Origin of the sequence: Labilibacter marinus (genome assembly GCF_001659685.2) — a bacterium.
Classification (GTDB): Bacteria; Bacteroidota; Bacteroidia; order Bacteroidales; family Marinilabiliaceae; genus Saccharicrinis; species Saccharicrinis marinus.
The window spans coordinates 35705-62427 of the sequence record NZ_LXYE02000018.1 but is presented as its reverse complement, the minus strand read 5'-3'; the positions used below and the strand labels follow the sequence as shown (position 1 = coordinate 62427).

The following is a 26723-nucleotide window of genomic DNA, read 5'->3' as shown; positions in this document are numbered from 1 at the left end:
ACTCAAATGTTTAGTGGGAGTACCCTTTTTTTATCCACTATAAAACTATCAAGAAAATTAATTACTACCTTGTTAAATGTGCTTATTTTCTTAATTTTGCCCGAAGTGGCGTGTTTTTTCATATTTATTTGGCTTACAAACCGCATAAAGAGAAAAAATGACTAATTTATCGCTGGAAAAATTCGCCCTTACAACCTTGAAATTTTCAAAATTGCAATAATAAATAAAAGATGAGTAGCTCAAGAAAAATTAAATCAGCTCTTATTTCCGTGTTCCATAAGGATGGATTGGATGAAATTATTACCACGTTACACCAACAAGGCGTAACCATTTATTCAACCGGGGGAACTCAAGCTTTTATTGAAGGCTTAGATGTACCGTGCGAACGCGTGGAGGACTTGACAAGTTATCCATCTATTTTAGGCGGAAGAGTAAAAACACTTCACCCTAAAGTTTTTGGAGGAATCTTAGCTCGTAGAGATAATGAGGATGATTTAAAGCAGTTAGAGGAATATGAAATTCCTGAAATAGACCTGATTATTGTTGATTTATATCCGTTTGAAGCGACTGTAGCTTCAGGTGCTCCTTTGCAAGATATTATCGAAAAAATTGACATCGGTGGTATTTCATTAATTCGTGGAGCTGCTAAAAATTATAAAGATGTTATTATTGTTCCTTCAAAAGATCAATACGCAGACTTATTAAGCATCTTAAAAGAACAAAATGGTGAGTCTTCTTTAGAAGATCGATTTAAGTTTGCTGCTGCCGCTTTTGGCGTTTCTTCTCATTACGATTCTGCTATCTCCAACTTCTTTAATAAAGATAAGGATGATATGGAGCGTATTAGCTTAAACGATGGTGAAGTTTTACGTTATGGCGAAAATCCACACCAAAAAGCAACTGTTTATAAATACAACAATATTAAAGAGGGCGCTTCTTTAGCCAATGCAAAAGTATTGCAAGGAAAAGCTTTGTCTTATAACAATATGCTTGATGCTGATGCTTCTTGGAAAGCAGCTAGTGACGCATATCATTCAGTAACACATATCGAAGGTAAGCAAGCGGTAGCGGTGGTAAAACATCTAAATCCATGTGGTTTAGCTGTTACTAACGATATTACTAAATCTTTGGAGTTAGCTTGGGCAGGTGACCCTATTAGTGCATTTGGTGGTATTATCTGTTTTACGGGTACTGTAACTGGCGAAATTGCTAATTGGTTTGCAAAACGATTTGTTGAAATCATTATTGCTCCAGAATTTACGCCTGAGGCCTTAGAGGTTTTCGCTAAGAAAAAGAATCTTCGTTTATTAGAAACACCTATCAAAAATGAAATTACTGGGGAGAAGTTAATTCGCTCAGTAAGTGGTGGTATCTTAGTTCAAGATGAAGATGAAGGTGTAGATACTGATTTTAAAAACGTAACTAAACTAGAGTTTGAGGCCACTAAAATGGAATTAGCTAAGTTTGGTATTACGGCTTGTAAGCATTTAAAAAGTAATGCTATCGCTATTGTTACCGAGGACGAAGATGGTTCTTTCTGGTTAACAGGAGCAGGTATGGGACAACCAAACCGTTTAGATAGTTTACGTCATTTAACAATGCCTCGTTTCGATTTGAAAGAAGGTGTTGATATTAAAAACTCAGTAGTTATCTCTGATGCATTCTTCCCATTCCGCGACAGTATTGAAGCGGCCAACGAATACAATGTAAAATACATTGTTGAGCCAGGAGGAAGTATACGTGATGAAGAGGTTATTGAGGCTTGTAACGAATTTGGAATAGCTATGCTATTTACAGGAAAACGTCATTTTAAACACTAAAATCCAGACCCTATGGGATTCTTTTCATTCTTATCTCAAGATATTGCCATTGACCTTGGAACGGCCAATACAATTATCATTCATAATGATAAAATTGTAGTGGACGAGCCTTCTATTGTGGCGCTTGACCGCAGAACTGATAAGCTGATGGCTATCGGTGAAAAGGCACGTCAGATGCATGGTAAAACACATGACAATATCTATACAATCAGACCACTAAGAGATGGTGTAATAGCCGACTTTAACGCTGCTGAGCAGATGATTAGAGGGATGATTAAAATGATAAACACCAATTCAAGGTTGTTTACTCCTTCGTTAACCATGGTAATTTGTATTCCTTCGGGAAGTACTGAGGTTGAGATTAGGGCGGTACGTGACTCGGCTGAACATGCTGGAGGACGTGAGGTATATATGATATACGAACCGATGGCAGCAGCGTTGGGTATTGGTTTAGATGTAGAAGCGCCTAAGGGTAGTATGGTAGTTGATATAGGTGGTGGTACAACTGAAATTGCTGTGATTTCGTTGGGTGGTATTGTAACCAATAAATCTATCCGTATTGCGGGTGATGATTTAACGGCTGATATCATGGAGTATATGCGTCGTCAACACAATATCAAAGTTGGTGAGCGTACGGCTGAGGAAATTAAAATTCAGGTAGGTTCTGCTTTGCCTGAGTTGGAAGAGCCTCCAGTTGATTATATCGTTCAGGGGCCTAACCAAATGACAGCTTTACCTATTGAAGTACCTGTTTCATACCAAGAGATTTCTCATTGTTTAGAAAAGTCAATCTCTAAAATTGAGACGGCTATTTTAAGTGCTTTGGAGCAGACACCTCCTGAGTTATATGCCGATATTGTAAATAATGGTATTTATTTAGCTGGTGGTGGAGCCTTATTAAGAGGTTTGGATAAAAGATTAACTGATAAGATTAATATTCCTTTCCATATTGCAGAAAATCCATTGCATGCCGTAGCTAGAGGAACAGGAATTGCATTGAAAAACAGACATAAATTCTCTTTCCTGAAAAGATAAGAATAGGTGTTTTAAGATATATAACCCGAATTTGGACAAAGCTTCAAATTCGGGTTTTCTTTTTTTTATTAAAATCTTACGATTTTAGGACAGTAAAAAATTATTCTTTCCATTGAAAAAATTAACTTTACGTTTGGTTGATCAACAATTGAGACTTTTTCCTTAAAATTCTGAAAACACAACAGCTTAATGAGAAATTTTTTAAGGTTTATACTTAAACATCATTTTACATTTCTTTTTATATTATTTGAATTTGTAGCATTTATACTTATCGTATCATATAATCAAAACCAGCGGGCTATTTACCTGAGTTCTTCTTCGCGTATGGCTGGAGGATTGTTTGAGAGTGTTAATAATGTAGAGTTATATTTTGCCTTAAAAGAGGTGAATAGAGAACTATCCAATGAAAATGCCTATTTAAGAAGTCAAATGCCTACATCTTTTAAACAGTCGAAAGATTATTTTTCTTTGGTAGGCGATAGTGCTTCTGTTCATCAATATAAATATAGGGCTGCCAAGGTGGTTAATAACTCGGTTCGAAAACATTTTAACTACATCACATTAAACAAAGGATCTAAAGATGGTATAAAGCCAGATATGGGTGTTTTATGTAATCGCGGTGTGGTGGGTATTGTGATTAAGTGTACTGATAATTTTAGTACCGCATTGTCAATGTTGAATCCGCGTTTAAAGATTTCTGCAAAACTTAAAGGGTCAGATTTTTTCGGCTCAGTAAGCTGGGATGCAAGATCTACTCAATATGTTATTTTGGATGAAATTCCAGAACATGCCTTTGTAAACCTAGGCGATCAGGTAATCACAAGTGGATACTCTTCAACTTTCCCTGAAGGAATTTTAATTGGTATGGTGGATGAAATTAATCACCCTGAAGGTGAGAGCTTTTATAAGATTAAGGTAAAATTGAGTCCTGACTTTTCACAATTAAGTTACGTAGAAGTAGTAGAAAATATTTTTCAAGAACAGCAATTACAACTGGAGGAGGAAAGCAAGCAATGATTAGTTTAATACCTAGATATATATTCAATTTTTTCTTTTTTGTACTACTTCAGGTACTTATCCTGAATAAGATGGAGTTTTCGGGTTATCTGAATCCCTATTTATATGTAGTATTTATTCTTACTTTACCTTTTGAAACGCCAGGTTGGTTATTGCTGACGCTAGCAGCAATTCTTGGATTAAGTGTTGATTTATTCTCCAACACGCCAGGGATGCATATGGCGGCTACTCTAATTTTAGCGTATATCCGACCTTTTATACTTGAGCGATTTGCACCACGTGACGGTTATGAACCAGGAACGTTGCCCTTGCCATCGTATTATGGTTTTGGATGGTTTTTAAAATATGCTGTCGTTTTAGTGTTGATTCATCACATGTTTTATTTTGTGATAGAATCTTTTTCAGTAGAGAATTTTATGCGAATTCTTGTTAAGACCTTGGGAAGTACGATATTTACTTTAATTATGATGGGCGTTACCATGCTATTTACATATCGTAAAAAGCGAAGAATTTAAATTGTGTAGAGCGTGGAAAATATAAGTAGACGAACCATAGTGATTGCTCTAATATTTATTTTTATAGGTATTACTTTTGCTATTAAGCTTTTTATACTTCAGGTGTACGATCCTTCGTATAAATTCTCAGCAGCAAATAATACGCAAAAAGAAATCATTAATTTTCCTGCCAGAGGGTTGGTGTATGATAGGAATGGAAAACTAATTGTTTCCAATCAGGCTGATTATGACTTGATGGTAGTACCTCGTGAATTAAAGTCTATGGATTCACTTGATTTTTGTAACGCTCTTGAAATATCCATTGAAGATTTAAGACAGCTCTTTGCAGGTATGCGAAGTAGACTTCGAAACAGGAAAATATCACGTATTAAGCCCTCTGTATTTTATAGACAGTTATCTGCCAAGCAATATGGCTATCTGCAAGAAAAGTTATATAAGTATGATGGTTTTTTTGTTCAGCGGAGGACATTGAGAAAATATGAATATCCTAATGCAGCCCACATTCTTGGTTATATTAGTGAAGTTGGAGCTTCGGATATAAAAAAAGATGATTATTATATCAGTGGTGATTATCATGGAAAAAATGGAATAGAATCTACTTATGAGAACTTTCTGCGAGGGGAGAAGGGGTATAAGTATGTTTTAGTTGATGTACATGGTAGAGAAAAGGGGGCTTTTAGAGATGGACAATCTGATATTCCAGCAAAGGCAGGTAAGGATATTAAATTAACCATCGATGTTGATTTGCAGCAGTATGGTGAGCAGTTAATGCAAAATAAAATTGGGGCTATAGTTGCTTTAGAACCAAGTACTGGAGAAATCCTTAGTTTAGTTTCTGCCCCACATTTCGACCCTTCTCTTTTGGTAGGTAAGAAACGTGCGGGAAATTTTGCTGCGTTAAATGCAGATACTTTAAAACCTCTTTTTAATAGAGCGATTATGGGACGATATCCTCCAGGTTCTACTTTTAAACCATTAATGGGAGCTATTGGTCTTCAAGAGGGAGTGTTGACGCCAGAAACCAAGTATGAATGTAATGGAGGTTACTGGGTAGGTCGTTTTCATCAAGGTTGTCATGCACATTATAGCCCGTGGGATTTAAGAAAGGCTATTGCTAATTCTTGTAATGCTTATTTCAGTCAAATATTTAGGAGTGTTATAGATCAGCCTAAAACATCCACAGTTCAGGATGGTTTTGAGTTGTGGAAAAACTATTTGGTGAATTTTGGTCTGGGATATAAGTTAGGTGTTGATTTTAGTAATGAAGACCGTGGGTTTATTCCTAATAGTGATTATTACGACAAGTGGTATAATAAAAGCTGGTCTTCTTTAACCGTTGTATCTCTGGCAATTGGTCAGGGTGAATTAGGAACTACGCCAATTCAAATGGCAAATATGTGTGCAGCTATTGGTAACGAGGGTTATTACTATACACCACATATTATTAAAGAAATTGAAAGTGATACCATTCCTTCGAAATATAAGGCGAAAAGAGCAACAGGAATTGATAAGGAAAATTTTGAACCTATTAAAGATGGGATGGAAATGGCTGTTTGGGGTGATATGGGTACGGCTGGTCTTGCAAGGATTCCAGATTTAACCATTTGTGGGAAAACAGGAACGGCTCAAAACCCGCATGGAGAAGATCATTCGGTATTTATGGCTTTTGCACCTAAGGAAAATCCTCAAATTGCTATTGCAGTGTATGTTGAAAATGGAGGATATGGTTCTACTTGGGCTGCGCCAATAGCAAGTTTAATGGTTGAAAAATATTTGAATAAAGAAGTGCATTCATCACGCAAATGGATTGAAAAGCGAATGTTAGAAGGAGACTTGGTTCATGGTTCAGAATAATTATAACAAAAAGGTAGATTGGGTTACAATTGTTATTTATGCAATACTTGTATTGTTTGGATGGATTAATATATATGCAGCCAACTATAACCCTGAAAATCCAGTGTTTTTTGATATGGGTATGGAATATGCCAAGCAGTTAATATGGATTTCGGCGTCTATGGTTCTTATTTGGGTAATATTCATGACCGATAGTAAGTTCTATGTAGCCTTTTCAAATATACTTTATGGAGTGGCAGTATTTCTCTTGTTTAGTGTTATTTTTCTCGGAAAAGAAATTAATGGTGCCAAGTCTTGGTTCGAGCTAGGGCCTATTCGGTTTCAGCCAGCTGAATTAGCCAAGATTGCTACAGCACTTACGTTGGCGCGTATGATGAGTCGTCATGATTTTACATTTAAGAAGTTTAAAAATTTAGCCAGTATTATTGCTATTTGGGCATTACCAGTACTCTGCATTTTTTTACAAAACGATACAGGTTCTGCTCTAGTGTTTTTTGTTTTTATTCTTCCATTCTATCGAGAAGGATTACCAGGTAGTATCTTGGTGTTTGGCTTAATGGGAGCTATTGTTTCTGTGCTCACTTTGGTTTATCCGCCTTATTCAGTGTTGGCTTTAATTATTGTAGGAGCCTTAGTTGCGCTTTTTGTAAAAACTGATAAAAAGATTACGGGTATTGCATTGATGTATGGTGTTGGTGCATTTGCCATAGTACTTGGCTTGTTTTATATAGTAGGATTAAATTTAAGATGGGAGTTGTTTATGCTAGTGGGCATATTGGCCTTCTCCATTGTTGTTTTAATAAAAGGTTTTTCTAAAAAGATAAAGGCCGTTGTTCCTATTGCTATTTTTATGTGGGGAGCGGTAGTCTTCACTTTCTCATCAAGTTATTTTGTTAACGATGTACTTTCTGAGTATCAGCGAAACAGAGTTTATGTATTACTGGGATTTAAGGATGATCCTTTGGGTGCAGGTTATAATGTAAATCAGTCTAAAATAGCCATTGGTTCTGGCGGTTTTAGTGGTAAAGGTTATTTGCAAGGAACGCAGACTAAATTTGATTTTGTCCCAGAACAAAGTACCGATTTTATCTTCTGCACAGTCGGTGAAGAGTGGGGGTATCTAGGAACGCTAACTGTGGTAATTCTGTTTGTTTTTCTGATGATTAGGCTCATTTTTTTAGCAGAAAAGCAGCATTCTTCTTTTAGTAGGATTTATGGATATTGCGTAGCTTCTATTTTTTTCTATCATTTTACTATTAATATTGGAATGACGATAGGTTTGGCTCCAGTGATTGGGATTCCTTTGCCATTCTTTAGTTATGGAGGATCTTCGCTATGGGGATTTACTACCTTGTTGTTTATATTCTTAAAGTTAGATACAAATAGAAGTGAACTTATCAGGTAATTTCTTACATATTTTACTTATTTTTGTGTCCGTTTTAGCTGAATGTATTGTAATGCATTCTTAATCTGTGTGTTAAGTGTGTTTTGAATCAAAGTTAAACGTTTGTCACTATGGCAATATTTTTGTAATTTTATAGGAATCTGTCTGTTTGGGTGTGGGGACACCTACTGTTTTTTAATAAAATATTAGAATTGCTTTCTAATTGAAATTGAATGGACAGATTGTCTTGTTTTTTTACAGGTGATGAGGTTGTGTTGATTGATTAGAAATATTAATAGACTGTTTGGAATGAGGTATCAGACTTACGCGTTGCATAATTTTAAAAGTATTCCGCAAATTGAAAGATTATCGGAAGAGGATTTATTAAATATTGAGGTTGTTGGAAGTGTTCTTCCATTTAAAACAAACAACTATGTAGTTGATGAATTAATAGATTGGGATAATTTTAGGGAAGACCCTATGTTTATCTTAAATTTTCCTCAAAAAAGTATGCTTCCTGAGGATGACTTTAATAGAATGGCTGAATTATTATTGTCTAATGCAGATAAAGCAACTATTCGTGAAGAGGCTAATATCATCAGAGAGAAACTAAATCCTCACCCAGCTGGTCAGTTGGAGTATAATGTACCTGAACTCAATGGAGAGCGATTAAATGGTGTTCAGCATAAGTATAGAGAAACCATGTTGTTTTTCCCTTCTCAAGGGCAAACATGTCATGCTTATTGTACATTTTGTTTTAGATGGCCTCAGTTTACTAATATGGATGGAGATATTAAGTTCTCCATGAAAGAGGCCGATTTAATTGTAGATTACATTAGAGAGCATACTGAGATTACGGATTTACTAATAACGGGTGGTGACCCAATGGTAATGAAAGCTAAATCTTTTGATGTTTATATTTCAAAAATATTAGATGCGAATATAGAACACTTAAAGACCATACGTATTGGCTCTAAGTCATTGAGTTTTTGGCCGTACCGTTTTTTAACAGAGCCAGATGCTGATGATATGTTGGCTATCTTCAAAAAAATAACGGAAGCAGGTAAGTCAGTTTCTTTTATGGCTCACTTTAATCATCCGCAAGAGCTTAGTACGGAAGCGGTTAAGCAGGCTGTTCAAAAAATTAGAAATACTGGAGCTATCATCAGAACGCAATCTCCTGTTTTAAATCACATTAATGCACATAGTTCTATTTGGGCAGAAATGTGGCGTAAGCAAGTGGAGTTAGGCATGATTCCTTATTATATGTTTATTGCTCGTGATACTGGTGCTCAGGATTATTTTGGAATACCGGTGGTAAGAGCTTGGCAAATATTTCAAAAAGCATATACTCAAGTAAGTGGTGTTGCACGTACTGTTAGAGGGCCAAGTATGTCATGTACTCCAGGTAAAATTAGAGTTGTTGGGGTAACTGAAATTAGAGGTGAAAAAATTATTGCGCTCGAATTTATTCAGGGTAGAAATAGCGATTGGGCAGCTCGTCCGTTTTTTGCAAAATACGACTGTAAAGCACAATGGGTAGATGACCTTAAACCTGCCTTTGGCGGTGATAACTTCTTTTACGAAGAGGAATTGGCCGAGATGTTATTGAAATAACCATAGCTTAATATGGTATTCGTTTCATAAGATTTTCATTTTCACTTAATATTTTATCTTTGTGCGTAATAAAAGAGCTAAAATGGCAAATAACTAAGTGGAAATGAAAAAGTATATTCCTTCATCATCAAGAGTTTTTATTATATGTACGTTTGTTTTTGCTGTAGTTGGTGCTGCTTTATTGGCCATTTATAGTAAAGGTGAATTACTATTAGCTTTAAATAGTGTAGCTACTAAACCGTTAGATGAGTTCTTTAGGCTGTTTACACACCTTGGTCTTGGTGGAGTTCTGGGTATCTTAGCAGGTATTTTCTTATTCATCCGTTACTATTACTCCATTTTATTTGCTGCGTCTTTATTGAGTGCAGGTATCTTTACTTACTTGTTAAAGCAGGTTATTTTTCAAGGAATGCCGCGTCCAACCAAATTTTTAGGTGTGGATAGTCTTCATCATATTATCGAAGGATTTAAGTATCACGGTTCTGGCTCTTTTCCATCAGGTCATACGATGACGGCTTTTGCTGGAGCTTTTGCTGTAACCATAGTATTAAAGAGTAAAAGAGCAGGTTTTATCGCCTTTGGCATCGCGTTTTTAGTGGGTATTTCTCGAGTATATTTATGTCAACACTTTTTTATGGACATATATGCTGGAGCTTTGATTGGTACTGCTTACACTTTGGGGCTTCATTATTGGTTAGGTCATCATCTGGGTTGGGACACAAATCCAAAATTTAATGGTAATCTTATTTCAACAATAAAAGCTAAAAGGTTAAAGGCTAGTTAATGTCTTAGTATTATTGCAAATAAGCATTAATTTTATCTCCCATTATTTACGATATAAAGAATCTACAGTTTGTCATTTTTAAAGAAGCATTCAAAAGCCATTAAGTTGGTGGTTAAAATTGTATTATCGGCATTGGCCTTGTATTATGTATTTTCAAAAATAGATTTTAAGCAAACCATTGGTGCTATTAAAGGTATTAATATCTATTATTTGATGCTCTCTGTGTTGGTTTATGCAATATCACAGGTGGTTTCTGCTTTCCGACTAAATACTTTTTATAAATATGTGCCGGTAAAAATAAGCTCCATTACCAATATTAAATTGTATTGGTTGGGGATGTTTTATAATTTATTTTTGCCAGGAGGAGTTGGCGGAGACGGGTATAAAGTGTTTTTAATTAATAAATATAAAAATGCACCGGTTAAGCGACTGATAGGGACTGTATTTGCCGATAGGCTGAGTGGATTAGCGGTTATTTTAGTGTATTTATGTGGATTGGTATATTTTATCGATTATAATTTTGATGAGGTAACCATGCCTCAGGGTGGATATAAGTTGGTGCATGATATTTTAGTATGGATTAATCCTTACCTGAATTACTTTATTTTCTTGATTCCTTTGGTTGCGGCTGGATATTATATGTACCTGCGCATATTTAGTCGTCATTTGGTAGGGGCTACCTGGAAGGTGTTTTCGTACTCTATACTTATTCAAGGCTTGCAAATGATATCAGCCATTATCATTCTAACTTCAATGGGCACTGAGTTAGCAGGGCGACAAGACGATTATTTGTTTTTATTCTTATTGTCGAGTATTATGTCGGCTATTCCAATATCGTTGGGAGGACTTGGTTTAAGGGAAATGACCTTTATGTTTGGCTCGCAATATTTGGGATTAAATCCAGACCATGCAGTAGCTTTGAGTCTTCTGTTTTACTTGATATCGTTGTTTGTATCTATATTTGGAGGTTACTACGCATACAATCCAAAAGCTATTTTTAAAGGAGTACCTGAGGTAGAATAAGAAAAATGGCTATCAGAAAAATTCCAATAGCCATTTGATATCGTTATAAATTTACTTTTTCCATCTTAGGAAAGATTTCGTCGATTAACTTTTGCTTTGCTTTTTTGCGAGCGTCTTTCAACGCGTATTCAAAACTACCTGGTTGCATTCCTCTTAATCCATTAAAGCCATCTGAGAATATTTCCATTTGGGTTTTATTATCAATAACAGATATATTAAAATCAGTAAATACAATAAATACTGAATATCCTTGCCCTTTACGCTCATCCCCTGAAATAAATTCCGAATCTATTTTAACTGTAAATTCGGCATTTTCTTCATCTTGCGTAATGTTAAAATAGCTTTGAGCAAGTTCTGAGCGAACGATATTACCAAATGCAGCATTTTGCGCTTTGTCACCAAATATCACCTCGTTAATAATAACGTGAGCAGTTGATTTTTGTACTTCAACATTAAAGCTGGTATGAGGAAGATATTCTTTATGAAAGAAAGCTTTTAGCAATACTTTATCCTCTTCAGTTTCCTTTTCTAAAAATACATTCAGGTTAAACTCAGCTTTAATTTGCTGACTTTTACGTTTAGATATTAATCGAGTGATATCACATGTGGCTTTACCATCTCTATCTGTACTGGCAATGTTTGATAATTCACCATCTCCTTTAGTAAAGTAATAATGTAAAGGAATGTTGGCTAGTGCTCTGCTATCTCCAAGTGCATCGGTATATGTAGCATGTAAAGTTAATGGAACCTTAAGCTCTTTGCTAAACTGAATGGTATAGTTAGGTTGATCGGCCTCCAGTTTTACCTTTCTGAATGCCGCTTGTATGGCGCTGAAAATATCGCTACCTAAATTTAAATTACCATTGATATCCATATATGTTAAATCTTCACCTACATGTGGTTTAATGGTTTTTATGGCTTGCACATACAATAATAATCCTTCGTATATACTTCCGTTTTCAACCGCTTTTTTACCATCGTAATAATAGGTGGCGCACATTTTTTTAGCGTAATCAAGTTTCATCTTTTTACGCATGGCATACTTCTCTTTACTTAAGCGTACCATCACCCAATATTCTTTTTTATCTTCCCAAGTTAATACTTCATAGCCTTCTAGTGTTGCTTCTACAGATTCGTAGGTGCTGGCTTCAAACTCCTCTTTTACTTCATAGTTATCTTCAAACTGACGTAAAATGGAGTTGGCCGAAATATTTACCTTAATCTCTGAGCTTAATTGTTTTAGCGCTTTGTTTCTGGCTTCGGTACGGTAGGTAACTTCGCCTCCTTGTTTTAAGGACATAGATCTGCCTATATAAAATGCAGGATCTGCAGGTCGTTGCTTTACCCAATCAGGTTTTCTTTTAGCTTCTGCGGAAGAGAACGAAATCAAAGCAGGCAATATCAGCAAAAAAAATAGCAATGAGCTATTGAGCTTTTTTAGTGTATAGGTATTCATAGGTTATTGTTTTAAATTATATTTCAATTTTTTCAGAATCGAGGAGGCGATAAATTAAATCGGGCTCAAAACCTCTTGACGAGGCGTATCGAATTAATGAAGCCTTAATCTTGTATTTATCATCACCTTTTAAACTCCTTCTTTTGTTTATCAATAATTGCGCCAAAGCATCTGCATATTCATCTTGGTTAATTTGACTTAACGCATCCTCTACTGGCTGACCATATATTTGCTTGGCCTTAAGTTGCCATTTTATTTTAATTTTACCCCAACGATTAAAAATAAATTTATCCTTTACATAAAATTTTATGTACCTCTCTTCATCAATAAATTTTTCTTTAATGAGCTGGTCAATCACTTGATGACTAATACGAGGTTCAACATTCCAATCTCTTAGTTTTTTCTCGATATCGAAAATGCACTTTTCTTGTCTGGCGCAAATATTTGAGGTTTTTACTAATGCTTCTTCAAATGTCATTACTTGATATATACCGATTTAATATTTACAAATTCGTGGATTCCGTACACTGATAATTCTCGTCCGTACCCACTTTCTTTTATTCCTCCAAAAGGCAGACGAGGGTCTGATTTTACGAAATCGTTTACAAAACAACAGCCAGCTTCTAGTTCGTGTTCGGCAATGTATTTACCTTTTTCTATATCCGAAGTAAAAACGGCCGCTCCTAAACCAAAACTTGTGTCGTTGGCTATTTGTATTGCTTCTTGTTCGTTTTTGACTTTTATTAGGGAGGCTACAGGCCCAAAAAGCTCCTGGTTGTATGCGGGCATTCCGCTTTTAACTTCTGATAAAACAGTGGCAGGAAAATAAAAACCATCTATATCGTAATCAATATCGCCACCGCATAAAATTTTAGCTCCTTGCGAGGCTGATTTATTGACTTGGCTAAGTAGGTCTTCTCTAATATTATGGCGCGCTAACGGTCCTAGTTGATTAAACTCATTAAAAGGGTCGCCCATGGTAGCTGATCTCATTTCAGCAACAAACTTTGCTTCAAATTCATCGTAAATACCTTCACTAATAATAAAGCGTTTAGCTCCAATACAGCTTTGCCCAGTGTTTAGTAATCTGCCTTTAATGCAAGCAGCCACTGCCTCGTTAATATTAGCATCATCTAAAACTAAGTAAGGATCACTTCCTCCAAGTTCCAGAACGCATTTTTTTATGTATTTTCCGGCGGTTTGAGCTACAGCCTGACCTGCTTTTGTACTTCCGGTAAGTGTAATAGCTGCAATTTTTTTATTTGCTATCATCCTTTCAACCCTACGATTTGAGCTTAATACAGCGCGAAATATGTCTGCAGGAAAGTCAGCTTCGTTAAATAAATCTTCTAAAGCAATGGAGCAGCCTGGAACATTTGAGGCATGCTTCAACACCATTGTATTGCCTGCCAAAATAGTAGGTATGGCACATCGAAATACTTGCCAAAAAGGAAAGTTCCATGGCATAATGGCCAAAATAACACCAATGGGTTGGATAGAGGTGTACGACTCAGAAGCTTCGGTGTCAATTGTTTTGGGTTTTAGAAACTCATCTATGTTGTCGCAGTAGTAATTACACAACCAGATACATTTGTCAATTTCCGCACGTGCTTCTAAAATGGGCTTTCCCATTTCTATAGTGATGAGGAATGTTAATGCTTCTTTTTTAAGCTCAAGTAATCTGGCTAGCTGGCGTACATAATCTATGCGTTTATGTAGAGCTGTTTTTTTCCAAGACTTATACGCCAGATTTACATCGCGAATAACATTGTCAATTTCTTCCCATTGCGACTCGGGGTACTCTCGTATAAGCTCTCCATTTGCTGGGTTGATGGATTTTAATAACATAGCTATTCTTATTAATTGCCGTAAAGATGAAAACTATTGCCTAATTCTGATTAAAGTTAATGTGAAATTTGGGAAGTTAAAAGCCCTTTGTATGAAGATGCTCGTAAGTTTTGAAAATTAGACGTAAAAAAGTCCGACTCAAATCATGAATCGGACTATGTGATGTTGTTTTATGAAGCCTATTAATAAACAGCTTCGGCTACTTTTCGAGTGCTGGCTGTTGCCATCATAGTGTAAAAGTGAATAATTGGTACGCCATTCTTTTTTAGGTCTAAAGCTTGTTGAGTACACCATTCCACTCCAACTTGTTTTACCTGGTCGTTGTCCTTGCACTTACGCAATTCCTTGGCAAAATCCTCAGGAATTTCGCAACTAAAAATTTTAGGAAGAACTGTTAGCTGGTTGGCTGTGGTAATAGGTTTAATGCCTGGTATAATAGGTACGTTAATTCCGTTAGCTCTACATTTCTTTACGAAATCATAGTATTTTTGATTGTCGAAAAACATTTGAGTCATAACGTATTCTGCACCAGCGTCTACTTTTGCTTTTAAAAATGATAAATCAGAATCCAGATTAGGGGCTTCTTCATGTTTTTCAGGATAACCAGCTACACCATATGCAAACGGAGTGTCAAACGGATCAAGACTTGTTCCGTCTAAATAAACACCTTTGTTTAAGTTGTTTACCTGCTCCGCTAATTCGATAGCATAGTTATTGCACGATTCGTCTCTAGCTGGATATTTATCTTTGTGCGTGTCGTCACCTCTAAGCACCAAAACATCATGAATACCTAAAAAGTTTAGGTCTATTAAAGCATATTCTGTTTCGGCTTTAGTAAAACCTCTGGAAATAATATGAGGAATTACCTTGATGCCGTATTTGTTTTGGATTGATGCTGCAACAGCAACGGTTCCAGGACGTTTACGAACAACCTTTTTCTCAACAAAACCTTTGTCGTTGGTTTCAAATTTATATTCCTCGCGATGCGAAGTGATATTGATAAACTGCGGGTTGAACTCCTTCAGTGAATCAATGGTTTTAAATACTTTATCAATGTTGTTTCCTTTAAGCGGTGGTAGTAGCTCAAACGAAAACTTGGTTTCTTTATCTTTTAAAACTAACTCTGCAGCTGTCATAATATTTTGGTTCTATATTTTATCTAATTGAATCTTTAATCGTAATGAATGCCAATTTACTCTTTTGCTATTTATAGCTAAGATTAATTGGAATCCATTTTTCCATTTCTTCTATCGAAATTCCTTTACGTTCTGCTAAATCTTTCACTTGGTCTTTGCCTACTTTTCCAATACCAAAATACATCGATTTTGGATGGCCAAAGTATACGCCGCTGACAGAAGCATTTGGGAACATACTAAAATGTTCTGTTAAAGTAATGCCTACGTTTTTTTCTACATCCATCAGGTCAAACAATAAGCGCTTTTCGCTGTGGTCAGGACATGCAGGGTAACCTAGTGCAGGACGAATTCCTCTATAGCGTTCCCGAATAAAGTTCTCGGTATTAAATTCTTCATCGGGTGTATAACCCCAAAATTCTTTACGAACCCTGAAGTGTAATAATTCAGCAAAAGCTTCCGCTAATCTGTCTGCTAATGATTTTAAAAGAATAGCACTGAAATCATCATGGTCATCCTCGTACATTTTCTCCCACTTTTCGATGCCTAAACCTGCAGTAACTGCAAATCCTCCAATGTAATCTTTAACACCAGTAGATGCAGGAGCGATAAAGTCAGCCAAGGAATGAAAAGCTTCTTTTCCAGGTTTATCTTGTTGTTCGCGTATCTGATGAAAGCGTAACTTTTCTTCCTTACGCGTTTCGTCTGTATAAACAATAATATCGTCACCTTCTGCATTGGCAGGGAATAGTCCGAAAATAGCTTTGGCAGTTACCATTTTGTCCCCCTCAATTTTATCGAGCATGGTTTGAGAATCTCTCCAAAGCTTTAAGGCTTCTTTTGCTTTTGCTTGTGCACTCTCAGATTTAAATTTATTCAGCCATTCGCTTTCTTGTTCTGCAGTTTGTACTCCTTCGATGCCATCGTAGTTTCCTGTTAAGTTCCAGGCCTGATAAAAGAATGTCCAGTCGATGAACTTACGAATTTCGGAAATAGCATAATCATCAAATACTTTTACCCCGAGCATGTTCGGTGTATGCACTTCATCCTGACTCCAGTTGATTTTAAAGTTTTTAGCTCTGGCTTTATCGATAGGAGCAATGACGGTTTGTTTTTTATTGGCGTTTCGCTCACGCAAGTCAGCGTATTCTTTTTTAATATCTTGGGTAAACTTTTCTTTCCCATTTTTAGAAAGCAAAGCGCTTACAACTTGTGCACTTTTAGATGCATCCTTTACATGAACAATAGGTTGGTCGTATGCAGGTTCAATTTTAACTGCAGTATGAACTTTTGAGGTTGTTGCTCCTCCAACCAATAGTGGAATTTGAAAGTTTTGATTTTTCATTTCCTTGGCTACGTTCACCATTTCTTCTAACGAAGGCGTAATTAAGCCACTCAGACCAATTATATCTACTTCTTGAGCAATAGCCTCTTTTAGTATTTTCTCTGTAGGAACCATTACGCCAAGATCGATAACCTCGTAGTTATTGCAACCTAAAATAACACCCACAATATTTTTCCCAATATCATGAACATCGCCTTTAACGGTTGCCATTAAAATTTTTCCATTGCTTGAAGAGGCTCCTGTAGTTGCTTTTTCTTCTTCGATAATTGGCTGAAGAATGGCCACAGCTTTTTTCATAACACGAGCAGTTTTCACCACTTGCGGTAAAAACATTTTTCCACTTCCAAAGAGGTCTCCAACCACATTCATACCATCCATTAATGGTTGCTCAATAATTTCAAGTGCTGTTGGATATTTATCTAAAGCTTCTTGTACATCAACATCTAAATAGTCGCTGATTCCTTTAACTAAGCAATGTGTTAACCTTTCTTCTAGTGTGCCTTCGCGCCAAGCGGCTAGTTTAACTTCGCCCTCTTCTTGCTTTACATTCTTTATCGTTTCGGCATAATCCACCAATCTATCGGTAGCGTCTGGTCGTTTATTAAACACGATATCATTCACATACTCCAGTAATTCTTTTGGAATGTCATCATAAACCTGAAGCATAGCAGGGTTTACAATTCCCATATCTAAACCTTCTTGAATGGCATGATATAAAAATACTGAATGAATGGCTTCGCGTACTACATTATTTCCTCTGAACGAAAATGATAGGTTGCTAATGCCACCACTAATGTGTACGTGCGGTAAATTTGCTTTAATCCATTTACATGATTCTATGAAATCTACAGCATAGTTATTATGCTCTTCGATACCTGTGGCTATGGCTAACACGTTAGGGTCGAAGATGATGTCTTGTGGTGGAAAGTTAACGACCTCGGTTAAGAGTTTGTAGGCTCTTCCACATATTTCTTTTCTGCGTTCTAAATTGTCGGCTTGTCCTTTTTCATCAAAGGCCATTACCACAACGGCTGCACCATATTTTTTAATGGTTTGAGCTTGTTCAATAAACTGCTCTTCTCCTTCTTTAAGGCTGATACTATTAACAACAGATTTTCCTTGAAGACATTTTAATCCTGCCTCTATTACTTCAAATTTAGAAGAATCCACCATCACTGGTACGCGAGAAACGTCGGGGTCGGACATGAGCATGTTAAGGAAGGTAACCATTTCCTCTTTGGCCTCTAACATGGCATCATCCATATTAACATCAACAATTTGAGCACCGTTTTCTACCTGATGACGTGCAATGTCAACTGCCTCTTCATATTTCTTTTCTTTGATAAGGCGCAAGAATTTTCTTGAACCTGCTACGTTACAGCGTTCTCCAATATTTACAAAGTTGGTGTCTTCGCGCAGTTGTAATGATTCTAATCCACTTAAGTTAGTTATTTTAGGAGCATCAACTTTTTGATGCACATCATATTTTTCAGAAACTTTTGCTAAGGCTGCAATATGTTCTGGTGTTGTTCCACAACATCCCCCTAGTATATTAACTTTACCATCTTCCAGCCATTTACTAATTAGCTCGGCCATTTCATCGGGCGATTGGTCGTATTCTCCAAACTGGTTTGGTAAACCTGCATTGGGGTGTGTACTCACATAAAATGGAGCTTTCTGTGCTAACTCAGTCACGTAAGGTTCTAATTCTTCGGCGCCTAATGAACAGTTTAAGCCAATACTTAAAATATCCATGTGAGAAACAGAGTCGATAAAAGCTTGAAGAGTTTGACCGGATAATGTTCTACCACTGGCATCGGTAATAGTACCCGAAATCATGATAGGTAATTTTGTGCCTAAAGCCACAAAAACTTCATCAATAGCCAATAGAGCCGCTTTGGCATTTAAGGTATCGAATACCGTTTCAATCATCAATAGGTCAGAACCTCCTTTAATCAAAGCTTCTACTTGTTGCTTATAAGCATCTTTCACCTCATCGAAAGTAGCAGCTCTAAAGCCTGGGTTATTTACATCAGGAGATAAAGACAAGGCTTTATTTAATGGACCAATAGAACCACAAACAAATCTTGGTTTTTCAGGAGTCTTTAGAGTGTACTCATCTGCAATTTCACGAGCAAGTTTTGCCGATTCGTAGTTGATATCCCACACAGCAGCTTCCATATCGTAATCTGCCTGAGAAATAGTGGTAGCATTAAAAGTATTGGTTTCAATAATATCGGAACCTGCTTCTAAATATTTAGCATGAATTTCTTTGATGATATGTGGTTGCGTTACCGAAAGTAGGTCGTTATTTCCTTTAATAGACATATGGTAGTCCTTAAAGCGTTCTCCTCTATAATCTTCTTCCTCTAACTTATAAGTTTGAATTAAACTTCCCATAGCGCCATCTAAAATAAGGATGCGCTCTTGAATCGCTTTGTATAATTTTTGTGTTCTATCCATATGCATATTTACTTCCAACATTAACTTATCAGTGGTGTTAATGTTCGCTCTGTCTTTATTAAAATATGACATTCGTCACATACTGGTGAAAAATGAGGTGCAAAAATAGCAAAAAATACTGGTTTCTTAGGGGTTAAGCACAGCTAAAAATGTTTAAAATATAAGGTAAGGCAATAGTTTTTTTATAGCTAAAGCTGAGTGGCTTGCTCATGTGGCTTGACTAGTCTACTCAGATCATCTGATTAAGCTACTCACATGGTTTGATTAGGCTACTCAGGTTATATGAGAATACTTATGGAGAAGTTGTTTGGTGTGATAACTTCAAATCTTTACTTTTACAATATGTTTTATGCGGAAATGCTTATATGATTAAACCTCCCAAAATATTTTTATATTTTCTGATTATTTTCTTTGCGTTAGGTACGCTTAGTTATTTTATTCCTGCTGTAGGATGGAAACTGGGCGATACAGGATTAACATTCCGATGGATTTCTTTGGAGCAGATTTTAAAAAGAGAGCAGCAGGCAGCGGATTCGTTGTTGGTGGCGAGTATAGATTCTGTTCGAATAGATTCAATAACAATAGAGGGTTTACCCCTTGTGGATAGTTTAGCTCAGGATACATTAGTCGTTGATAGCATATCAAGTATACCTCAATTGAAATATCCTGAAGAGTTTAGAGAAATGCTTTATGGATTTTATCAGAAGGTTTCTACAGCTAAGGATTCTAATAAAATCATTCGTATTCTTCATATGGGAGATTCTCAAATAGAAGGAGATAGGATTTCTAAATATTTAAGAGAGCGTTTTCAGCAAAAATTTCATGGTTCGGGGCCCGGGTTGGTTCCTTTGTACGACCCACAGAAACAGTTTCCGTCCGTATGGATAAAAAATGAAGGAGCATGGAGTGAGCATGTGGTCTATAATTATCCTAGATTAATTCAGGATAATCAGTACGGTATTATGGGCAAGGTTTCTAAAATAGATTCAGTAGGAGAGTCTACTGTTTTTATTGAGAGGTCGGGTTTAGCTATGCCTAAAGCTACTAGGTTTTACAAAACACGCTTATTCTTAAAAAGCATTCAGGAGCCATTAACTATCAATGCTTATTGGGGGCGCGATTTAATTAGTACGGACTCTTTGGCGGTAGATGAAAATATAACTGAGGTGAATTGGACTTTTGAGGAAGCTCCTAAGAAATTTTCATTAAGTTTTGAATCTAAAGAGAGTCCTCTGTTTTTAGGACTAAGCTTGGATAGTGTGAGCGGTGTGGCCTTGGATAATATATCGATGCGAGGACAATCGTCGCCACGACTGGATAAAACTAATCAGGAATTGTATCAATCGATGGCCGAATATATGAATATTGGCATGGTTGTTTTGCAATACGGAACCAATATGGTGCCAACGGTTACGGAGGAGTATGATTTCTATCGTATTACCTTCTATCGCCAACTGGAGATATTAAAAAGAACGATGCCTGGAGTTCCTGTGGTAGTTGTTGGTGTTGGAGATGTAGCCAAGCTGTCGGCAGGTAAAGTAGAATCTTATCATCATATCGTAAAAATTAAAGAAGCTCAGAAGCAAGCAGCTTTTAAGGCTGGTTTTGCATTTTTCGATTTGTTTGAGGTAATGGGAGGTGAAGGCTCGATGATTACTTGGGTGAATGGGGACCCTAAGTTGGCCATGTCTGATTATACCCATTTTAATAAACCCGGAGGAAAGAAAGTAGCACAATGGATTTTCGATGCCATCATGAGTGAATTTAATAATTATCAGGAAGCAGAGAAGGATTCTATTATTGTTAAATCTCAAAAGTAACATTTATACGTTCAACCAGTATAATACCTATCTTTACATCATTTTAAAGCTAATAATCTCGCTTGGAACAGCTCATTTCTATATTAAAGTATGACCCGGATGCTGGTTTTGTTTTTACACATTATCTGTTTTGGCTTTTCTATGGAGTGGTTTTGTTAGGGAATGCTATTTTGTATAAAAAGAGTGTGTTACGAAATGCTTTTTTGTTTTTAGCGAGTATCTTTTTTTATTATAAAGCAGGAGGTTATTATTTTTTCTTGTTGTTGTTTTCAACATTGGTTGATTATAGTATTGGCTTAGGAATTGGTCATGCCCATAAAAAAACGACACGGAAGGTGCTATTGATATTAAGCCTCATGGTTAATTTAGGGGTGCTAGCTTATTTCAAATACAGTTATTTTATTGCGGATATTATCCATCAGACTTTAGATGTAAACATAGAAGTAGTTAACTATTTTACGGTATTTACTAATGCTTTATTTAATACAGAAATTGATGCTGCTCGAATTATCTTACCCGTAGGAATATCATTTTTTACCTTTCAAACCATTAGCTATTCAGTAGATGTTTATCGAGGTAGGATAGAGCCTGTTAAGAATATATTAGATTTTGGCTTTTATGTATCATTCTTTCCCCAGTTAGTGGCTGGGCCAATTGTCAGGGCGTGGGAATTTATTCCTCAATTGCATCAAAAATATGCCTTGTCGGAAAAGCGATTTTGGTGGGCTGTATGGCTTATCATGGGCGGCTTGTTTAAAAAGATGGTCATCTCCGATTATCTATCGGTCAATTTAGTAGATAGAGTATTTGATGCACCCATGATGTATAGCGGTGTGGAGTTATTGATGGGGGCTTATGCCTACGCTTTGCAAATTTATTGCGACTTTTCTGGTTATACCGACATTGCCATTGGTGTGGCTTTAATACTCGGTTTTAAATTACCAAATAATTTTAATTTGCCATACGTAGCTACATCTGTAACTGACTTTTGGAGGCGCTGGCATATCTCATTATCCTCGTGGTTAAGAGATTATTTATATATCCCGTTAGGGGGTAGTCGAAAAGGAACAGTTCGGAGAGGAGTTAATTTAATGATAACCATGTTGCTTGGCGGATTATGGCACGGAGCAGGATGGTTGTTTATTATTTGGGGAGTGCTTCATGGATTAGCTTTACTTATTGAAAAGGTGTTGTTCGGAATGTTTAAAAAAGCAGGATTAAGAGTGCCTAAGTTTATTGGGTTTCTTATAACATTTCATTTTATTGTACTTACCTGGATTGTATTCCGATCGCCAGATTTAGAAACTTTACAATTGTTCTTTATTCGTTTAAAAACCGCATTCTCGTTATACGATTTAAAGCTTTTGTTCGATTCGTATTCTAATGTGTTAATAGTCTTGTTTATAGGGTTTATGTTGCATTGGCTTCCTTCTGAATTAGAAAGGTTAATTAAAATCAAACTAATTAAGGCTAATATTGTTATAAAGATGATATTAGTTATTGCTTTTGGTGTAATTATTTATCAATTTAGCCTAATGGATATAAAACCATTTATTTATTTTAGGTTTTAGTTCATTTTCATTGTCTTTTCTTTAAAACCTTTTTTCTTTGTCAACTTAGATACGAAAAAAGGATTCCTTTAGTTTAATGTAAATTTCAAATGCTTGAAATAGTGCATTTGGTACCGTGTTTTTGAAACTGTGATATAGCTTTCAAAATCCATTGTCTTGTGTCTGGATTTATTTATCTCGATACTAATTATTTTAATATTATGAGATCACGATTTATATATTTTGCTTTTTGCATGCTTGTGTTTCCGTTGGTTTTAACGGCGCAGCATCATTTCTTTCGACAGTATTCATTAGAAGAAGGATTGCCACAATCTGAGGTGAACGATATTGCTGAGGATCAGTTTGGATACCTATGGTTGGGGACCAATGGAGGTGGTTTGTGTAGATTTAATGGTGTAGAGTTTGAAATATTCACCAAAAAACATGGCTTACTCGAAGATTTGGTCATGGGGCTTTATAGTGATAATAATTACGACTTATGGATTGGGTCGCCTAAGGGCATTGTGAAATATGATGGGGAAAATTATCATCCATATTTAAAATCAGATACGGCCCTATTTCAGGATAGAATACAATTTTTAGAAACAGTAGATGGATCGGTTTGGGCATTGGCTAGAGCAGTTACAGGCAAGCGTGTGATTTATCAGTTTCTTAATGGTGAGGTCGTCAACTTTACCGATCAAAACCCCGAGATATTTAAAGATCAAAAGATATTTTTTATGTCGCAGGCTGGGCCTCGAAAAGTTATGATATCTACAAGTGCTGGTGTTTGCGAAATAGAAAATGGTAAAATAAACGAGTCTAAAATTAAGGATGAATACGGACTGAAAGATCATATTATCGTGCCTTTATTGCAAGATAAATACAGAAATCAATGGGTGTTATCTTTTGATAAAAAAGGACTTTCGCAGGAACTTTTACAATTAAGTTTAGATGGAGAAACAAAGAAAGTCAATTGGCCAAATAATATGCCTTTGGATAAGGTTTTTAGAGTTTATGAAGATAGAGATGGCGGCGTGTGGGTGGCTGTTGCATCAGGAGGAATTGTGTATTTTAAAGATAACGAACCAACCATTTTTAACAAAGCCAATGGATTAAAAACGTCATTAGTAACTTCGTTTGGTGAGGATAGAGAAGGGAATATGTGGTTTGGAACAAGTGGTTCTGGTCTGTTTAAATATGGCGGTGATAAATTTGTTTCTTTTAATGAAGATAGCGGATTAGGGGGTAATATTATACGAAGTATTTTTCAAGCTCGTAATGGACATATATACTTAGGAGATGATAGTAATACTTTGTCGGTATATGATGGAAATAGAGTTAAGCAACTAGAAGCCTCGAAAGACAAAAATATTGGGCAAACAAGAAAAATGTTGAGCCTTCCAAACGGAAACATCTTGTTGGCAACACTTTCTGGCCTTTATGAATATGACTATAAAAAGTTTACCCGAGTTGGTGATAAGTATGGTTTTGCTAATAAAGTTCCTGTAATAGATATGCTGAAACAGGGTGATGCTATATATTTTGCTGTTTATGGAGCAGGTTTACTCAAGTATACTATTGGCGGTAAAAAGGAATGGTTTAAACCAAGTAACTCAGGCTTGAAGTCCTCGTTTATCACCAATTTATTCACCGATTCTAAAAAGAATTTATGGATATCTACAACCAAAGGTGTTTATAAGTATGATCATGAATCTTTTGTACATTTTACGGATAATGATCAATTAAATTCCGCATGGGTGTTGCAAACAGCTGAGGATAAAATGGGTAACCTGTGGTTTGCCACATTTACAGGCGGTTTAAATAGATACGATGGAGAGCGTTTTACTTTTTACGATTCATCGAATGGTGTAAGGTCAGATAATATTTATTCCGTCATTGCCGATAATGAAGGAAATATTTGGGCAGGAACACAGAATGGAGTTGACAAACTAACTATCGATCAGAGTGGGAAAGTGATTTCTATTCAAAACTTTGATAAAGATGATGGTTTTATTGGAATTGAAAATAATGGGGGCTGTAACTTATTGGATAAAGATGGAAGATTATGGTTTGGTACTATTAATGGAGCCATGATGTATAATCCTGCAGCTGAGCGCACCAATTATCTGGAACCGCCCGTTTATCTGCGAAAGGTTTTATTGAATTTTGATAAACCAAATTGGGAATCAGATTCCCTTAAGGCGGAATATGATTCTATAAGTCCATGGTTCTCATTGCCCGAAAATCTTAGCTTACCGCACGATAAAAACCATTTGGCCTTTGTGTTTGATGCCTTAAGTTATATGGTTCCTGAAAAAACAAAATACAAATGGAAGTTAGAACCCATCGAAAATAACTGGTCACCTGAGAATGATTTTAACATGGCTTTTTATCCTGCCTTGAGTCCTGGAAGTTATACTTTTAAAGCAATTGCTTGTAATAATGATGGTGTTTGGAATGAGGAAGGAGTTTCTTACTCGTTTGAGATTAGGCCTGCTTGGTATCAGTATGTGGTGTTAAGGATTATTGTGTTAATTTTACTTATTGGCGGTGCTTATTTATTAATCAGAATACGCATTGGGAAAGAAAAGTCTTTAAAGTTTGAGCTAGAAACCAAACTCAGTCAAAAGGAGTTAGAGATTGAGAAGCATCAGACAGAGATAAGTGCGCAAACCAATGTTCTGCTCGAACAGAAGTTACAGCTGGAGGAACAAGCCATGTCTTTGCAAGCAGCCAATAACGATTTAGAGCGTTTAACAAGTATTGGTCAATTAGTTACCTCCAATCTTTCTGAGGAACGAATTTCGGAGTTGTTATATCATTCTGTTTCTAAGGTGATGAGTACCGATATTTTTTCGGTTGGGATGTTTAATGCCAACGAAAAATCCATCGATTTTACATACGCTTATATCATAAATGAACGTCAACCTTTTGTACGATATCTGATAGAAGATAAGGAGCGTTTGGCTGTTTATTCATTTACACATGATAGAGATATTTTTATCAATGATTTTTATAACGAATACAAACATTATATCACTCAAATTCGCCCAGTGCCAACAGGAGCAGAGTCTGAATCGGTTATTTATGTTCCATTAAAAACGGCCAACGAAATTATTGGAGTTATCTCGGTTCAGAGTTTAAAAAAGAACGCTTATACGCATTATCATCTTAACTTTATTAAGAACATTGCTAATTATGCTTCTATCGCATTTGAAAATGCATCTAAATATCAAACCTTAGTTCAAGAGCAAAGAGATCTGCAGGATAAACATGAAGATATTTTGGGAGAGAAGGATATGTTAGATAAGCAGAAGAAGGAATTAGAGGAGTTAAATATTGAAAAAAATCAATTGTTCGCGCTGTTTGTAAAAGGAATGCAGGAGCCTTTGAATGCAGCTATTGGAAAGATGCAAGGTTTTATGCAGGATCCTGTAAATCAGTGTTCTGGTGATCAAAAGCAATTTTTAAGTAATATGCTAGCGATACTGCAACAGCAAAATGAAGTGGTGAGTAAGGTTTTAGAGGTTAAAAATATTGACAATGAGGATTTTGATTATGAGGCACATCGTTTCGAAATTCTTCCCGTGATAAATGGGGTTTTGGATAATTTAAGACCCAGAGCTGATGAGAAAAGCATCAACATAAATCTAAGTGCGAAAGATATTGCGGTTGAGTTAGATATGAATCTTTTGGTGAAGATTATGGAGAACTTGGTATCTAACGCAATTCGATACTCTCCTAAGGAATCAGTAATACAACTTATTGTGCTAGAGATAGGAGATAAAGTAAGGATTGAAGTGCATGATAAAGGGCCTGGATTTACCGAGGAACAAAAGGAACGTATCTTTGAAAAGTATAGTACATTGGAGGCTTTTGAAGAGCATGAGGTGCCAAGTTCCGGATTAGGATTGTATATCGTTAAAAAGTATGTCGATGTAATGAATGGCAGTATTCGCTGCGAAAGTGTCAGTGGATTTGGTGCTTCGTTTATAATGGAGTTTCCCAAAGCCTAAGTTTTTATAATTGGCAGAGTTTTTGAGAATGACTTCAGTA

Annotated in this window: 17 protein-coding genes; 12 read left to right on the top strand and 5 right to left on the bottom strand. The window is 36.1% G+C overall.

The genetic code is table 11. From position 1 onward, the window contains the following. Window positions 1-230 precede the first annotated feature (230 nt). From purH to A8L32_RS07685, 9 genes are all read left to right on the top strand, one after another. Entirely contained in the window at window positions 231-1820 is a 1590-nt protein-coding gene (gene purH / locus A8L32_RS07725; protein ID WP_066629758.1) for a bifunctional phosphoribosylaminoimidazolecarboxamide formyltransferase/IMP cyclohydrolase, read from the top strand. A gap of 12 nt (window positions 1821-1832) precedes the next feature. After that, entirely contained in the window at window positions 1833-2855 is a 1023-nt protein-coding gene (locus A8L32_RS07720) for a rod shape-determining protein (protein WP_066629756.1), read from the top strand. 189 nt (window positions 2856-3044) lie between these two features. Then, window positions 3045-3872, top strand: a complete 828-nt coding sequence (gene mreC, locus A8L32_RS07715) for a rod shape-determining protein MreC (protein WP_066629753.1) — start codon at window positions 3045-3047, stop codon at window positions 3870-3872. Continuing rightward, window positions 3869-4387, top strand: coding sequence for a rod shape-determining protein MreD (gene mreD, locus A8L32_RS07710; protein WP_066629750.1), 519 nt, complete (start codon window positions 3869-3871; stop codon window positions 4385-4387). The genes mreC and mreD overlap by 4 nt, the downstream gene beginning before the upstream one ends. A 12-nt stretch (window positions 4388-4399) precedes the next feature. Beyond that, window positions 4400-6241: a penicillin-binding protein 2 gene (mrdA, locus tag A8L32_RS07705; RefSeq protein ID WP_066629747.1), complete on the top strand. Its 1842-nt coding sequence runs from the start codon at window positions 4400-4402 to the stop codon at window positions 6239-6241. Further along, window positions 6228-7646 (top strand): rod shape-determining protein RodA, encoded by a 1419-nt coding sequence (gene rodA / locus A8L32_RS07700; protein WP_066629745.1) that lies wholly within the window; start codon window positions 6228-6230, stop codon window positions 7644-7646. Before mrdA ends, rodA begins: the two co-directional genes overlap by 14 nt. A 288-nt stretch (window positions 7647-7934) precedes the next feature. Beyond that, window positions 7935-9242 (top strand): KamA family radical SAM protein, encoded by a 1308-nt coding sequence (locus A8L32_RS07695; protein ID WP_066629743.1) that lies wholly within the window; start codon window positions 7935-7937, stop codon window positions 9240-9242. A 103-nt stretch (window positions 9243-9345) separates the two neighbouring features. Continuing rightward, entirely contained in the window at window positions 9346-10026 is a 681-nt protein-coding gene (locus A8L32_RS07690) for a phosphatase PAP2 family protein (protein ID WP_075590277.1), read from the top strand. 69 nt (window positions 10027-10095) lie between these two features. Beyond that, entirely contained in the window at window positions 10096-11049 is a 954-nt protein-coding gene (locus tag A8L32_RS07685) for a lysylphosphatidylglycerol synthase transmembrane domain-containing protein (RefSeq protein ID WP_066629739.1), read from the top strand. A 43-nt stretch (window positions 11050-11092) separates the two neighbouring features. On the opposite strand, the gene A8L32_RS07680 is transcribed toward A8L32_RS07685, so the two are convergent. The 5 genes from A8L32_RS07680 to metH all read right to left on the bottom strand — a co-directional run bounded on the left by A8L32_RS07680 (window position 11093) and on the right by metH (window position 19366). Next, window positions 11093-12505 (bottom strand): LPP20 family lipoprotein, encoded by a 1413-nt coding sequence (locus A8L32_RS07680; protein ID WP_066629737.1) that lies wholly within the window; start codon window positions 12503-12505, stop codon window positions 11093-11095. Between the two features lie 16 nt (window positions 12506-12521). Further along, complete coding sequence (locus A8L32_RS07675) at window positions 12522-12983, bottom strand: regulatory protein RecX (protein ID WP_066629735.1); 462 nt, start codon at window positions 12981-12983, stop codon at window positions 12522-12524. Then, a complete protein-coding gene (locus A8L32_RS07670; protein ID WP_066629730.1) occupies window positions 12983-14353 on the bottom strand; it encodes an NAD-dependent succinate-semialdehyde dehydrogenase in 1371 nt (456 codons plus the stop codon). The genes A8L32_RS07675 and A8L32_RS07670 overlap by 1 nt, the downstream gene beginning before the upstream one ends. Window positions 14354-14535: 182 nt before the next feature. Continuing rightward, window positions 14536-15489: a methylenetetrahydrofolate reductase [NAD(P)H] gene (gene metF, locus A8L32_RS07665; protein ID WP_066629728.1), complete on the bottom strand. Its 954-nt coding sequence runs from the start codon at window positions 15487-15489 to the stop codon at window positions 14536-14538. A 67-nt stretch (window positions 15490-15556) separates the two neighbouring features. Further along, complete coding sequence (gene metH, locus A8L32_RS07660) at window positions 15557-19366, bottom strand: methionine synthase (RefSeq protein ID WP_233145466.1); 3810 nt, start codon at window positions 19364-19366, stop codon at window positions 15557-15559. Between the two features lie 293 nt (window positions 19367-19659). Here metH and A8L32_RS07655 point away from each other — a divergent pair, with 293 nt between their 5' ends. The 3 genes from A8L32_RS07655 (at window position 19660) to A8L32_RS07645 (ending at window position 26683) form a co-directional block, all read left to right on the top strand. Then, window positions 19660-21114, top strand: coding sequence for an SGNH/GDSL hydrolase family protein (locus A8L32_RS07655; protein ID WP_066629727.1), 1455 nt, complete (start codon window positions 19660-19662; stop codon window positions 21112-21114). A 62-nt stretch (window positions 21115-21176) separates the two neighbouring features. Continuing rightward, window positions 21177-22685, top strand: coding sequence for an MBOAT family O-acyltransferase (locus A8L32_RS07650; RefSeq protein WP_066629725.1), 1509 nt, complete (start codon window positions 21177-21179; stop codon window positions 22683-22685). Between the two features lie 200 nt (window positions 22686-22885). Further along, on the top strand, window positions 22886-26683 hold the full coding sequence (locus A8L32_RS07645) for a sensor histidine kinase (protein WP_083631223.1): 3798 nt from the start codon (window positions 22886-22888) through the stop codon (window positions 26681-26683). The last annotated feature ends 40 nt before the right edge of the window (window positions 26684-26723 follow it).

What these genes read in the sequence shown, in the direction of transcription:
- A8L32_RS07645 (WP_083631223.1), top strand. Translation starts at nt 22,886, where the DNA reads ATGAGATCACGATTTATATATTTTGCTTTTTGCATGCTTGTGTTTCCG.
- purH (WP_066629758.1), top strand. Translation starts at nt 231, where the DNA reads ATGAGTAGCTCAAGAAAAATTAAATCAGCTCTTATTTCCGTGTTCCAT.
- mreD (WP_066629750.1), top strand. Translation starts at nt 3,869, where the DNA reads ATGATTAGTTTAATACCTAGATATATATTCAATTTTTTCTTTTTTGTA.
- metF (WP_066629728.1), bottom strand. Translation starts at nt 15,489, where the DNA reads ATGACAGCTGCAGAGTTAGTTTTAAAAGATAAAGAAACCAAGTTTTCG.
- A8L32_RS07655 (WP_066629727.1), top strand. Translation starts at nt 19,660, where the DNA reads ATGATTAAACCTCCCAAAATATTTTTATATTTTCTGATTATTTTCTTT.
- A8L32_RS07680 (WP_066629737.1), bottom strand. Translation starts at nt 12,505, where the DNA reads ATGAATACCTATACACTAAAAAAGCTCAATAGCTCATTGCTATTTTTT.
- metH (WP_233145466.1), bottom strand. Translation starts at nt 19,366, where the DNA reads ATGTCATATTTTAATAAAGACAGAGCGAACATTAACACCACTGATAAG.
- A8L32_RS07695 (WP_066629743.1), top strand. Translation starts at nt 7,935, where the DNA reads ATGAGGTATCAGACTTACGCGTTGCATAATTTTAAAAGTATTCCGCAA.
- rodA (WP_066629745.1), top strand. Translation starts at nt 6,228, where the DNA reads ATGGTTCAGAATAATTATAACAAAAAGGTAGATTGGGTTACAATTGTT.
- A8L32_RS07720 (WP_066629756.1), top strand. Translation starts at nt 1,833, where the DNA reads ATGGGATTCTTTTCATTCTTATCTCAAGATATTGCCATTGACCTTGGA.
- mreC (WP_066629753.1), top strand. Translation starts at nt 3,045, where the DNA reads ATGAGAAATTTTTTAAGGTTTATACTTAAACATCATTTTACATTTCTT.
- A8L32_RS07670 (WP_066629730.1), bottom strand. Translation starts at nt 14,353, where the DNA reads ATGTTATTAAAATCCATCAACCCAGCAAATGGAGAGCTTATACGAGAG.
- A8L32_RS07690 (WP_075590277.1), top strand. Translation starts at nt 9,346, where the DNA reads ATGAAAAAGTATATTCCTTCATCATCAAGAGTTTTTATTATATGTACG.
- A8L32_RS07675 (WP_066629735.1), bottom strand. Translation starts at nt 12,983, where the DNA reads ATGACATTTGAAGAAGCATTAGTAAAAACCTCAAATATTTGCGCCAGA.